We start from the raw sequence: 12,867 nt of genomic DNA on the forward strand, positions 1-12,867 counted from the left end.
GAATAATGACCGCCTTCGTCAAATCCGTATCCGAAGCCGAAAAGGCAATGCGCGCGCTGTTTCCCGAAACGCCGCTGCAGCTCAACGATTACCTGTCGCGGAAGTACGGTGCGGAAATTTGGCTCAAGCGCGAAGACCTCACTCCGGTCCGATCCTACAAGATTCGTGGCGCCTTCAATTTCATTTCCAAAGCGGTCGAAACGACTGACAAGAATGTGGTGTTCGTTTGCGCTTCTGCAGGCAATCACGCGCAGGGTTTTGCATTTGTCTGCCGCCATTTTGGCCGCAAGGGCGTGGTTTTCATGCCGGTTACGACACCGCAGCAGAAAATCGACAAGACGCGCGCTTTTGGCGCTGAGTTCATCGAAATCAAGCTGGTGGGCGATATTTTTGATGTTTGTTACGCTGCTTCACAGGAGTTTGCCGCAAGCAATAAGGGCGTGATGGTACCGCCCTTCGATCATCCCCGCATCGTCGAGGGGCAGGCAACGGTAGCGCTTGAGATCGAGCGGCAATTGCCGGAAGGAAAGCAGCCTGATTTCATTCTGCTGCCTGTCGGCGGCGGTGGGTTGTCCGGCGGCGTCACGCAATATGTTTCGGATTTGGGTTGGAAGACGAGTTTCCGCTTTGTCGAACCGCAAGGGGCGGCGAGCCTGAAGGGAAGTCTTGAGGCAGGCAAGCGCATCAAGCTCTCGCATGTCGACACTTTTGTCGACGGGGCGGCGGTGGCTGAGATCGGCAAGGAAAACTTCAAGCTTCTCAAAGAGTTTGATCCTAAAACTGTCATAACAGTGCCGGAAAATCGGCTCTGCGCGACAATCATCGAAATGCTCAATATCGAGGGCGTCGTGCTTGAGCCTGCGGGTGCACTCGGCATCGATGCACTGAAGGATTTCAAGAAGAGCGACATCAAGGGCAAGCGCATTGTCATTGTTGTTTCGGGCGGCAATTTCGATTTCGAACGTTTACCGGATGTTCGCGAACGCGCGCTTCGTTTTGAAGGCTTGAAGAAATATTTCATCTTCCGCTTCCCGCAGAGGCCGGGCGCGCTTCGCTCATTCCTCGATCTTCTGGGACCGGAAGATGATATTGCGCGTTTTGAGTATCTCAAGAAATCGGCACGCAATTTCGGCTCCGTGCTGATCGGCATTGAAACGAAGAACGCGTCGAACTTCAAGCTTCTGGAAAAGAAATTCGGAGAAGCAGGCTGGGCTTATCAGGACATTACCGACAATCAGGTGCTCGCCGATTTCATCATCTGATTTCGCGGGTTTAAGCGAAATAGGTTGCTTTTTCGACGAAAATATACCATATGCCGCGTCAGGCGCATGGGCCGACGTGTTCGTCGGCTTTCCCGGCATTGGACTTGTTGCGTCTCGCCTCTGTCTTCTGGAATGGTCTGGAAGCGGGGAGACCCGAGAAAATGTTCGGGCACGGCAGCGCAAGTCGCCAGGAGTTTACAAGCTTCGGCGTCCCGTCGTTATCCTTGAATAGATAGAGTTCGGCAAGTTGCGCTTGACCGGCATTTGGATGCGGACCATGAGATCATGGTGCCGCCGAAAGAGATTGAATTGACAAAAGAAATTACGGGCGGCTTTGCCGCTCTTGGCGTTACCGGCGTTTTGCTCAAGGGCGTCGAAGCCGCTGGCATGACCGAGCCGAAGCCGATCCAGTTGCAGGCTATCCCGCACCAGCTTGAAGGCCGTGACATCCTGGGCATCGCGCAGACTGGCTCTGGCAAGACGGCTGCTTTCAGCCTGCCAATCCTGCAGAAGATCATGGGGCTCGGTGACAAGCGCCGTCCGAAGACCGCGCGCGCACTGATCCTGGCACCGACGCGTGAACTCGCAGTGCAGATTGAACAGACGATTCGCAATGTTTCCAAACAGGCCCATATCTCGACGGCGCTTGTTCTGGGCGGTGTTTCCAAGCTGTCGCAGATCAAGCGTATCGCTCCTGGTATCGACGTTTTGATTGCCACGCCCGGTCGCCTGACCGACCTGATGCGTGACGGTCTGGTCGATCTTTCGCAGACGCGCTGGCTCGTTCTCGATGAGGCTGACCGTATGCTGGATATGGGCTTCATCAACGACGTGAAGCGCATCGCAAAGGCAACCCATTCCGACCGTCAGACCGCGCTGTTTTCGGCAACAATGCCAAAGGAAATCGCATCGCTGGCCGGAAGCCTGCTGCGTGATCCGGTGCGCGTGGAAGTCGCCCCGCAGGGAACGACGGCTGCCGAAATCACGCAGGTCGTGCATCCCGTGCATACCAAGGAAAAGCGTCGTCTTCTTTCCGCACTGCTGGGTGACAAGGCCATGCGTTCGGTCATCGTCTTCACTCGTACGAAGCATGGTGCCGATGCGGTGGTCCGGCATCTGGAACGCGATGGATATGAAGTCGCCGCCATTCACGGCAACAAGTCGCAGAACGCACGTCAGCGCGCGCTGAACGGATTTCGTGACGGATCGCTGCGGATTTTGATCGCAACCGACATTGCTGCGCGCGGCATTGATGTGCCGGGTATCAGCCATGTTGTGAACTATGATCTGCCGGATGAGCCGGAAACCTATGTGCACCGTATTGGCCGCACCGGCCGCAACGGCGCCAGCGGCGCATCGATCACGCTCTACGATCCAGCAGCAGAAGAAGCCAAGCTGCGAGCGGTCGAGCGTGTGACGCGCAGCAAGCTTCCGATCAAGGATGCACCTGTGGAGCTTGCACCGGCTCCGGCCCCGCGAGCCGCCGCTCCGGGCGAACGCCCGCAAAAGACCGGGCATCGCAAAGGCGGAACCCCTCAGAAGCCGCGCCGTGCAGCGCCGAAGTCCAGCGAACACCGCACAGGCGCTCATGCAGCAGGTGACGCCGCTCCGAAAGCGAAGCGCCCATTCCGGCGCAAGCGTCGCAATGCCAATGGCAATGGCGGGCAGCGTGCTGCTTAAGCTGACCTTAAACATTTTTCCAAAAAGCCGCCCATTTCGGGCGGCTTTTCTATTTGTAGCCATTGTCTGGGTTTTGATTTGCGCAACATACAGGAAAAATATTCCATGCTTGCTTGAAGGGCAGGGCGCTTCCTCATAACGTCCTCTGCGAAACAGGAAGGACGGAAGCCATGTTCCAATCAGTGCTAGACGCAATCGGCAATACGCCATTGATCCATTTGAAGAAGGCTTCCGAACTGACCGGCTGTGCAATTTACGGCAAGGCCGAATTCCTCAATCCCGGCCAGTCAGTGAAGGATCGGGCAGCGCTCTATATTATTCGCGAAGCCGAAAAGCGTGGACTTCTGAAACCCGGCGGTGTCATCGTTGAGGGTACGGCTGGCAATACCGGCATTGGCCTCACGATGGTCGCGAAAGCGCTTGGCTATCGCACTGTTATTGTTATTCCCGAAACGCAGAGCCAGGAAAAAAAAGACGCGTTGCGCCTGCTTGGCGCCGAACTGATCGAAGTTCCTGCCGCGCCCTATCGAAACCCGAACAATTATGTGCGCCTGTCCGGACGATTGGCCGAACAACTTGCCAAAAGTGAGCCGAACGGCGCGATATGGGCCAACCAGTTCGACAATCCGATCAACCGGCAGGCCCATATCGAAACCACAGCACAGGAAATCTGGCGCGATACCGACGGCAAGGTCGATGGATTTGTCGCCGCTGTCGGATCGGGTGGAACGCTTGTCGGCACTGCATTCGGCCTGAAAGATCACGACACCGATATCAAGATCGCACTTGCCGATCCCTATGGAGCCGCACTCCATTCCTTCTATACGACCGGTGAGCTGAAGGCCGAGGGCGACTCGATTACCGAGGGCATCGGGCAGGGACGTATCACTGCCAATCTTGAAGGGTTCAGCCCCGATTTCTCCTACCGCCTTTCCGACGCGGAAGCGCTCGATATCGTATTCGATCTCGTGGAAAATGAAGGACTTTGCCTTGGGGGCTCTTCGGGTATCAATATTGCAGGCGCAATCCGGCTTGCAAAAGATCTCGGGCCGGGCCACACAATTGTGACGGTGCTTTGCGACTATGGTAATCGTTACCAGTCCAAGCTGTTCAATCCTGCTTTCCTGCGCGGCAAGAACTTGCCTGTACCGCAGTGGCTGGAGAAAAAGACCGAGATAGACATACCGTTCGAGGGATAATCATGGCATACGAGACCGAAGCGCTTTTCCGCGAAGATTCCTATCTTTCAACGGCGGAGGGCACGGTACTTGCCATTACCGACACCGGTGGAATCATTCTCGACCAGACGAATTTCTATGCGACGTCAGGTGGCCAGCCGGGCGATATCGGTGTTTTTGAGCGCGCAGATGGTTCCCGCATCGAGATAACGGCAACCGTTACCGGCGAAAACAAGAACGAAATCATTCACGTTCCGGCAGAAGGGCAGGCTTCGCCCGCAATCGGTGAGAAGCTCGTCCTGCATGTCGACTGGCCACGCCGCTACAAGCTGATGCGCATGCACACGGCCTGCCACCTGCTTTCCGTTGTATGCCCGTTCCCCATTACCGGAGCTGCGGTGGGCGAGGATGAAAGTCGCGTTGATTTCGACCTTCCCGACGCAAGCTACACCAAGGAATTCGTGACGGAAAAGCTCATGGAGCGGGTGAACGCCAATGACTCGGTTGCCATTCGCTGGATCAGCGATGAAGAGTTCCTTGCAAATCCTGATATCGTGAAGTCGAAGAATGTGCGCCCACCGGTCGGGCTCGGTCGCATACGCCTTGTTCTCATCGGCGAAAACGGTGTGGTGGATTCGCAACCTTGCGGCGGTACGCACGTTTCCGAGACGCAGGAAGTGGGTGAAATCCACATCGGCAAGATCGAAAAGAAGGGCAAGGAAAATCGCCGGTTCCGCATTCGCTTCGGCGGTTTGCCAGAAGCATAGTTCTATCGTTTTTCGCATGTTCCTGCCTTTGGGGAGGCATGCCGCAGGAGTGACCCATGGTTGAGAAAAGCGCTTTCGTCGTTTCGCGGGATTGGTTGAAAGAACGGCTCGGCAAACCGGGCATCGCAATTGTCGATGCGTCCTGGTATCTTCCCGCCGCTGGACGCAACGGGCAGGAAGAATACAACGCCGTGCATATTCCTGGTGCTGTTTTCTTCGATCAGGACAAGATCGCCGACAAGGAGTCCGGTCTGCCACACACCCTGCCGTCGCCTGAGCTTTTCGCGCAGCATGTGGGTGCCATGGGCATCACCGCTGACGAGACTGTTGTGGTCTATGATGGACCGGGAATGTTTTCCGCGCCGCGCGTCTGGTGGATGTTCCGCGTCATGGGCGTGAAGGATGTCTATGTGCTCGATGGCGGCTTCGACGGCTGGAAAAACGCTGGTTATCCGGTTACCGATGAAACCACCAAGATTGCACCGACACTGTTCACGCCATCCTTCAACGAAGCAGCAGTCGTCAATTTTGCGCAGATGCATGATATCGTGAACGAACGGCGCTTGCAGATTGCCGATGCGCGTGCAGCCGGGCGCTTCACGGGACGCGATGCGGAGCCGCGGGCCGGTATGCGCTCGGGCCACATGCCCGGCGCACGTAACGTTCCCGTCGGAACCTTGTCCGAAAACGGTGAGCTGAAGGATCTGGCGAATCTCCGCAAGATTTTTGATGAGGCTGGTGTCGATCTTTCCAAGCCGGTCGTTACGAGTTGTGGCTCCGGCGTAACCGCCGCCGTCATCACTCTGGCTCTGACGTCACTCGGTCACAAAGACAACCGTCTTTACGATGGTTCCTGGAGTGAATGGGGCAGCAGGCAGGACACACCGGTTGTCACCGGTGAAGCCGAATAAGCATGTCTGAAAAGCTGACTGCCCGCATCACACATCTGGAGATGTCCACCCGTCAGGCCGTTGCGATGCCGGTGCCGTCAGGTATCCGCTTGGCAATCATGCGGGCAAGCGATATGCCGGTCCATTATTACCGCTATCTGTATGAACAGATCGGGCGCAAGCATCACTGGATGATGCGGCGGGTTCAGACAGATTCTGAAGTCGCAGCTATAATTCATGCAGGCACAACAGAAATCAACATCCTCTACGCGGATGGCTGCCCGGCAGGATTTGTCGAGCTAGACCTGTCGGCTTTGCCGGACGCTGCGGAAATTGTCTATTTCGGTCTCATCGATGATTTTCAGGGGCGGGGAATCGGCAAGTTTTTTCTGAGTGAAGCGATTTCCGCTGCCTGGGCGCATGGGCCGCAAAAGGTGACGATCCATACCAATACGCTCGACAGCCCGCGCGCATTGCAGCTCTATCAGAAGATGGGTTTCGTGCCGATTGGATGGTCGGAAGAGATAATCGAGCCCTGGAAATGAGGCTGGCGCTATCCGCGCGCCACTTCACGAGCACTTGCGATCGATATGACAGACGTGCTGGCAAGTCGCCCGCTTTCCTCATCGAACACCACGCAATTGCGTCCACGCTGCTTGGCCATATAGAGGCATCGATCAGCGCGACTGAGTACCTGTGAGTTCGTCTCGTTCTTTGGTGCGGAGGCGACGCCGATACTGATGGTCAACGGATAGACCTGATACTCAGTCGTATGAAAAGGCGTGTTTTCCACTTCCGCGCGTATGCGCTGCGCAACACGCATGCCGGTTTCTCCGCTTGCACCTGGCAGAAAAACGCAAAACTCTTCTCCGCCGATGCGCCCGACAAGATCACCTTTTCGGGTTACATTCTGGAGTGCGAAAGCAATCAGTTTCAAAGCGCGGTCGCCGACGCCGTGGCCGAACGTATCGTTGATTGCCTTGAAGTGGTCAGCGTCAACGACGAGCAAAGTGCCGGTCTCGATACGGGACCGGCTGATCTTCATTGCTTCAAACAGCGCCTCGCGGTTGAGGAGGCCTGTCATGTGATCGATCCGCGAACGTGCCTGCAGTTCGACATGCGCTTTTTCGAGCTGGAGATAGGCATCCCTCAGCTTGCTGTGCTGATGAAAAATATAGGCAAGGGAAGGGAAGGCCGTAGCTGCGGGAATACCCGCACTAAGGCTAAGCGCAACCACGCCGGGGCTTACGCCAGCAGAATACGCCACTATTGACGTTGCTCCCAGCGAGAACAATACGACAGACAGCGTTATCAATGCTGCTTTTAAAAGAGCAGTCTTCTTCATTCCCTCGCACTCCCAACCCTGAGTGAGGATGATCAACGACCCCGCCTGAACCCTATATGAACGGGCTTTATTTTGCGGGCCTTATAAAAGGAACGCCTGAGAGGGGAAAGATATAACCATGCGCCTCTTGCAATTTTTTGTTTATGAGTGCCATTAATGACACAATCATAGGTAGCATAGTGGTTATATATTACGAGGAAATGTAATTAAGCACAACTATGTTTAAAAGAACTGTCTCCATAAGACATAAATCGTAAGTAGCTAATATAAGCCGAGACATACCGTGAGCGTAGCACTGTAAAAAATCCCGGAACGCCCAAAAGTCGTGACGCTCCGGGATTATGGCTGTTGCTGGTTGAAATCAGAAGACCGCCAGATATTTCAGAAGTGAAATTATGCCAATGATGATCACGATAACTTGAGCGATCTGTTTGACCTTGGCGTCCAGAGGCAGCATGTTGATGAGATAAAGCACGAGGAAGATAACAAGGATTGTTATCAGAAGGCTGATGAGGATGGACATGGGCGGTCTGATCCTTCCCGGAACTTGGGGTTGCATTGCTCACACCCGACGACCGTTCCTCCACGTCGTCCGATTGAGCCGTTGTAACCGGAAGAAAGAGCAGGGCTCCTGCTGCCGGCACATCGTCTCCAATCCAAAAACGATGTGCCAGTTAACGTTCCAAGGAAAAGAAGGTTCCGCTTTATAAGCAAGAACTTAAACCAAACGAGCACCGAATGGCACCGGATAGTTCCGGTATTCAGCTCCGCATGCTGCCCGTCTCGCGACGACGCTGATGCCAGCTAAAGACTTCTTCGATCAGGTGAGGCGTATGCCCCCCGCGTGCGCACGCCCGGTCGAAGTAATCGCTGAGCTGGTCGCGGTAATCGGGGTGTGCGCAATTATCAATGATGGCACGCGCGCGCTCGCGCGGAGCAAGACCACGCAAGTCGGCGAGACCCTGTTCGGTTACCAGAATATCCACATCGTGCTCGGTGTGATCGACATGCGTAACCATGGGTACGACGGATGATATCGCGCCGCTTTTGGCTTCGGATTTGGTGACGAAGATCGAGATGAATGCGTTGCGGGCAAAATCGCCGGAACCGCCGATCCCGTTCATCATATGTGTGCCGTCGACATGCGTGGAGTTCACATTGCCATAAATGTCGAATTCCAACGCGGTGTTTATGCCGATAATGCCGAGACGGCGGATGACTTCGGGATGGTTGCTGATTTCCTGCGGGCGCAGAATGAGTTTATCGCGGTAACGGTCGATATTGTTGAAGACCCGTTCTCCGCAGGCCGGGCTGAGCGTGATCGATGATCCCGATGCAAAATCGAGTTTTCCGGCATCGAAGAGGTCGAAGGTGCTGTCCTGCAGCACTTCGCTATACATGCGCAGATTGTGGAACGGGCTATCGGCGAAACCATTCAACACGGCATTGGCAATGGTTCCGATGCCAGCCTGTAGAGGATTGAGCGTCAGGTCAAGACGCCCGGTTGCCACTTCATGCATCAGAAACTCGATCAGATGGCTCGCGATGGCAATCGTTTCGCCGTCGGCAGGCTCTACGGTCGATGCGCTGTCGTTCTCCTGCGTGATGACAATGCCTGCGATTTTTTCCGGCGGGATCGGAATATAGGGCAGGCCGACACGGCTGTCGCATGCCGTAACCGGTATGGGGTCGCGGGAAGGGCGCTTCGTTGGAATATAGATATCGTGCAAGCCTTCAAGCGCCATAGGCTGGTTGAGGTTCACTTCAACGATGACCTTGTCGGCCAGAATGGCAAAGCTTGCCGAATTGCCGATGGATGTCGTGGGAATGATCCCGCCGCTTTCGGTAATCGCCAGGGCCTCAACGACTGCATAGTCGATAGGGCCGATCTGGTTCGAACGCAATTGTTCGACAGTTTCGGAAAGATGCTGGTCGATGAACATCACCTCGCCGCGATTGATTGCGGAACGCAGGGTTCGGTCAACCTGAAATGGCATGCGTCGCGCGAGTACGTGTGCTTCGGTGAGAATTTTGTCGACGTCGTGACCGAGCGATGCGCCGGTAATCAGCGTGATCTTGAAGGGATCTGTTGCGGCACGGGCGGCCATGGCGATTGGCACAGCCTTGGCGTCACCGGCGCGGGTGAATCCGCTCATACCAACAATCATACCGTCTTTGATAAGGCTTGCGGCCTGTTCTGCGGTTATGATCTTATCGCGAAGCGAAGTGTTTCTGATACGTGCTTCCAACATCTTTAAGTCTACCTTTTTTCCCATCCGGCGTTGAGCCGGAGATGGCGCTTGCCGTCTCGAAAGCAAGATGCTGCTGCCGACCATTTGCGAATTACAGCGCCGTCCGGGTAATAGCGCATATGGACCACCAGTACACGCATGCTTTGGTCTTAGATGCCAAGACAGTTGGCTGTGATGCGGATCGTATTTCCCACGTCATGCGATTCTTCGAAATGATTGAAATCAAAGACGTGGGACGAGTTGCTGCATGTCCGATCAGCATGAAGGGCGCAACATGAGCAGCTAAGGTTCAAGGGCTTGTGTGGGTTGCATAAGATAGATTATGGAACTTTCAGATGTCGGCCACACAGGAGAACATTGGGATAGTTGTCAAACTGTCGTCGTGAACCACGCTTCTTGCGCACTCAATTGGAGTTCGGATTATCATTTACGCCGAGCGACATAGAGATGTCCTGGAACTGGCGATCCTTGTTCGCTACGCACGACAATATCGTCGCAACGTAAGCAATCCATTCCGTGGTTGTCGAGCATTGCCCGCACATAGGACTGTGCGTGGGCAAAACGCTGATAGTCGCCGACCATGAATGCACGACCCGCAAGTCTTGCATCATCGAGCGTCTCGCTGGAAAATCCGAAATGTCCGCCTGATGACAGATGCGCAGCAACGCCGGTGAAGAATTTGTCCAGTTCGCCCATATAAGGCAGAACATCGGTGGCGACGATCAGATCCCATTGTGGTTCGCCGGTGGTTTCGAGAAAACGTACGGCTTCTCCGACAAACAGCGCCTGATAGTCGCCTTTCTCGTAAGCGACTTCGATCATGTTCTCAGAAATATCGACTCCGGTTTTATGCCCGGCCATATCATCGAGTGCGTCAGCAGACAGACCGGTGCCGCAGCCCAGATCCAACATGCGTTCTGCGAAAAACTCGTCATTCATCTCGAGGAACATTTCCCGCAGTTGCAGCGGAACGTCGTAGCCAAGCTGATCGACAAGGATCGTATCGAACATTTCTGCATGCTGATCGAAAAGCGTCGACACATAGGCATCCGGAGCCTTGAGCGGAACAGCGCCGCGCCCCATGCTTGCGAGCCGCACAGTAGCGCCGCCATGATCCTCGGGATCGATCCGCAAAACATCTTCATAGGCCTTGGCAGCGGCATCGAAATCACCGGCCTTTTCCAGCGCGAGCGCGCGGTTATAGGCTTCTGCAAGAGCTTCCTGATCAAAAGCCTGGCTATCATCTTCAGCCATTGATTTCTGCCTTTCCTGTCTTGCACAGATGAACGAGCCAAGACAGCGCAACAACTGCGCAAATCTCGTTAGAACATATTTCGATCTGAGGACCAGAAACCTGCAATCGCGGGAGTTGGACCCCTGCCCGCTCTCCTACGCCGATCCAGGTGTTCTCGCAAGCGCTGCATGAGATGATTATTTCTTTCAATGCTTAAATAGATAAAGCTAATAATATTCTTATAATTGTGAATAATTGAAGTATTCAATAGAAAATAACCATAATAATGATAGCGTGATAATGATCTTCTGATTTTTATATTCGTATATTATTTGGTTGTCATGGGACTCAGATGCACGGTTTAACTTTGAAACCATTCGTATTTTTGGTGGCTGTTGCGGCTGGTGTTAGCAATGCGCGTGCCGATGCAGACCAGGAACTGGCCAAAAAGCTCGCCAATCCCATCTCCAGTCTTATCAGTGTCCCATTTCAGAGCAATTATGACTGTTGCTTGGGCCCCAAGGACTCCTACCGATACACACTCAACATTCAGCCTGTTATTCCGTTGTCGCTAAACGAGGATTGGAACCTTATTGTCCGCACGATTGTTCCAGTCGTTTATCAACAGGCTCCAGCGGCTGGCTTCGACAACCGTTTTGGACTGAGCGACGCGGAACAGAGCTTTTTCTTTTCACCTGCCCAGTCTGTAGACGGCATAACCTGGGGCCTCGGTCCGGTATTCCTGTGGCCAACTGCTACCAATAGTGAGCTTGGCACAGGGAAATGGGGCGTTGGCACTACCGGTGTCGTCCTTAAACAACATGGCGGCTGGACCTATGGCGCGTTGGCCAACCATATATGGTCCTATGCCGGACATAGCGACCGCGATGCTGTCAGCCAGAGCTTTATCCAGCCATTTCTCACCTATACGTTTCCCGATACGACAGCACTGAATTTATCATCGGAAACCTCCTATGACTGGACTTCCGAGCAATGGACCGTACCAATCAATGCGGGCATATCGAAGGTCTTCAGGTTTGGAGAACAACGGGTCAGCATTGGTGCGTCGGCGCGATATTATGCTGAAGCACCGTCAGACGGTCCCAAATGGGGAGCCCGATTCGTGACGACATTCCTGTTTCCTGAAAAATAGGGCATTGCGATTCCTGCCGAGCGCCCTACTCCGCAGCAGCGGTGATACGTTCTTCGTGGCCCTTATGATCCGCCAGTTTTCGTGCAATCACAGCACAGGCCATAAGCTGAATCTGGTGAAAAAGCATCAAGGGCAAAACGATACTGCCGACATTCGCGCCGACGAAAATAGCACTCGCCATTGGCGCACCGCTGGCAAGGCTCTTCTTTGATCCGCAGAACATGATCGTGATGCGGTCGGGACGGTTGAAACCGAGCCATTTGCTACCATACCAGGTGGCGAGCAGCACAGCGACGAGCAGAATGATGTTTACGCCGACCATCATGCCGAGATCGTTCCACGACACTGTGTGCCACAGACCTTCAACCACCGCTTCGCTGAAAGCCAGATAAACGACCATCAGGATCGAGCCTCGGTCAACGAAGCCAAGCGCTTTGCTGTGGCGCCGCATGAACTTGCCGATCAATGGCTGCAGGATCTGCCCAAGCACAAACGGAGCAAGCAATTGCAGCAGGATGGATTCCAGCGCGTCGATCGATATTCCGCCGCCGCCTTTTACTGCGAACAATAGGCCAACCAGCAGCGGAGTGAGGAACATGCCGAAGATATTCGACGCGGAAGCCGATACGATCGCCGCCGAAACATTGCCGCCTGCAATTGAGGTGAAGGCGATGGATGACTGAACCGTCGAAGGCAGGACACAGAGAAAGAGGATACCGGTGTAGAAGGCTGACTGCGACAAACCAGGAACCGTCCAGCCTGCCATCAGGCCAAGAATCGGGAAAAGGATGAATGTCGAAGACAATACTGCCAGATGCAGTCTCCAGTGCGTTATGCCCGCAACCACGGCCTCGCGCGAGAGCCTGGCACCATGCAGAAAGAACAGCAGCCCGACGGCGAATTTTGTAGCGAGCGCAAACCAGTCTGCAAAGTCACCGCGCACGGGAAGCACGGACGCAACAAGAATGGTCACGATCAGCATGCTGGTGAATTTGTCAGGCAGGAAACGCATCATATCGTCCAATCTGGCGGGCATCGCGAAGGGCGGCGCCCACTTCAGGTATAAGGCAGCCAAGCTTGTATTCGTTCATAAACCTCTCGGGAGG

12 protein-coding genes are annotated in these 12,867 nt (G+C 54.5%); 7 read left to right on the plus strand and 5 right to left on the minus strand.

Translation table 11 applies throughout. The annotated features are described in order from the left end of the window. Positions 1 to 2: 2 nt before the first annotated feature. The 6 genes from ilvA (at position 3) to ACYSN1_RS01035 (ending at position 6,322) form a co-directional block, all read left to right on the plus strand. A complete protein-coding gene (gene ilvA / locus ACYSN1_RS01010) occupies positions 3 to 1,262 on the plus strand; it encodes a threonine ammonia-lyase IlvA (protein ID WP_461725242.1) in 1,260 nt (419 codons plus the stop codon). A gap of 285 nt (positions 1,263 to 1,547) precedes the next feature. Continuing rightward, positions 1,548 to 2,942, plus strand: coding sequence for a DEAD/DEAH box helicase (locus tag ACYSN1_RS01015; protein ID WP_461724043.1), 1,395 nt, complete (start codon positions 1,548 to 1,550; stop codon positions 2,940 to 2,942). 170 nt (positions 2,943 to 3,112) lie between these two features. Then, the gene (locus tag ACYSN1_RS01020; protein WP_461724044.1) at positions 3,113 to 4,141 is read left to right on the plus strand and encodes a cysteine synthase A; all 1,029 of its coding nucleotides are present in this window, start codon (positions 3,113 to 3,115) and stop codon (positions 4,139 to 4,141) included. A gap of 2 nt (positions 4,142 to 4,143) precedes the next feature. Further along, positions 4,144 to 4,887, plus strand: a complete 744-nt coding sequence (locus ACYSN1_RS01025; RefSeq protein ID WP_461724045.1) for an alanyl-tRNA editing protein — start codon at positions 4,144 to 4,146, stop codon at positions 4,885 to 4,887. A 56-nt stretch (positions 4,888 to 4,943) separates the two neighbouring features. Beyond that, entirely contained in the window at positions 4,944 to 5,798 is an 855-nt protein-coding gene (gene sseA, locus ACYSN1_RS01030) for a 3-mercaptopyruvate sulfurtransferase (protein ID WP_461724046.1), read from the plus strand. A 2-nt stretch (positions 5,799 to 5,800) separates the two neighbouring features. Further along, complete coding sequence (locus ACYSN1_RS01035; protein WP_461724047.1) at positions 5,801 to 6,322, plus strand: GNAT family N-acetyltransferase; 522 nt, start codon at positions 5,801 to 5,803, stop codon at positions 6,320 to 6,322. Between the two features lie 8 nt (positions 6,323 to 6,330). Here the strand turns inward: ACYSN1_RS01035 and ACYSN1_RS01040 are convergent, their stop codons facing one another. The 4 genes from ACYSN1_RS01040 to ACYSN1_RS01055 all read right to left on the minus strand — a co-directional run bounded on the left by ACYSN1_RS01040 (position 6,331) and on the right by ACYSN1_RS01055 (position 10,628). After that, entirely contained in the window at positions 6,331 to 7,122 is a 792-nt protein-coding gene (locus ACYSN1_RS01040) for a GGDEF domain-containing protein (RefSeq protein ID WP_461724048.1), read from the minus strand. Between the two features lie 361 nt (positions 7,123 to 7,483). Further along, a complete protein-coding gene (locus ACYSN1_RS01045; RefSeq protein ID WP_010660091.1) occupies positions 7,484 to 7,645 on the minus strand; it encodes a Thivi_2564 family membrane protein in 162 nt (53 codons plus the stop codon). A 238-nt stretch (positions 7,646 to 7,883) separates the two neighbouring features. Continuing rightward, positions 7,884 to 9,374: an acetyl-CoA hydrolase/transferase family protein gene (locus ACYSN1_RS01050; RefSeq protein WP_461724049.1), complete on the minus strand. Its 1,491-nt coding sequence runs from the start codon at positions 9,372 to 9,374 to the stop codon at positions 7,884 to 7,886. A gap of 423 nt (positions 9,375 to 9,797) precedes the next feature. Beyond that, positions 9,798 to 10,628 (minus strand): methyltransferase, encoded by an 831-nt coding sequence (locus ACYSN1_RS01055; protein ID WP_461724050.1) that lies wholly within the window; start codon positions 10,626 to 10,628, stop codon positions 9,798 to 9,800. 332 nt (positions 10,629 to 10,960) lie between these two features. Here ACYSN1_RS01055 and ACYSN1_RS01060 point away from each other — a divergent pair, with 332 nt between their 5' ends. After that, positions 10,961 to 11,761, plus strand: a complete 801-nt coding sequence (locus ACYSN1_RS01060; RefSeq protein WP_461724051.1) for a hypothetical protein — start codon at positions 10,961 to 10,963, stop codon at positions 11,759 to 11,761. A 25-nt stretch (positions 11,762 to 11,786) separates the two neighbouring features. Here ACYSN1_RS01060 and ACYSN1_RS01065 read toward each other — a convergent pair whose 3' ends face one another. Further along, positions 11,787 to 12,773, minus strand: coding sequence for a bile acid:sodium symporter family protein (locus ACYSN1_RS01065; protein ID WP_461725243.1), 987 nt, complete (start codon positions 12,771 to 12,773; stop codon positions 11,787 to 11,789). Positions 12,774 to 12,867 lie beyond the last annotated feature (94 nt).

It is taken from the genome of Brucella sp. LJL56 (genome assembly GCF_054871705.1).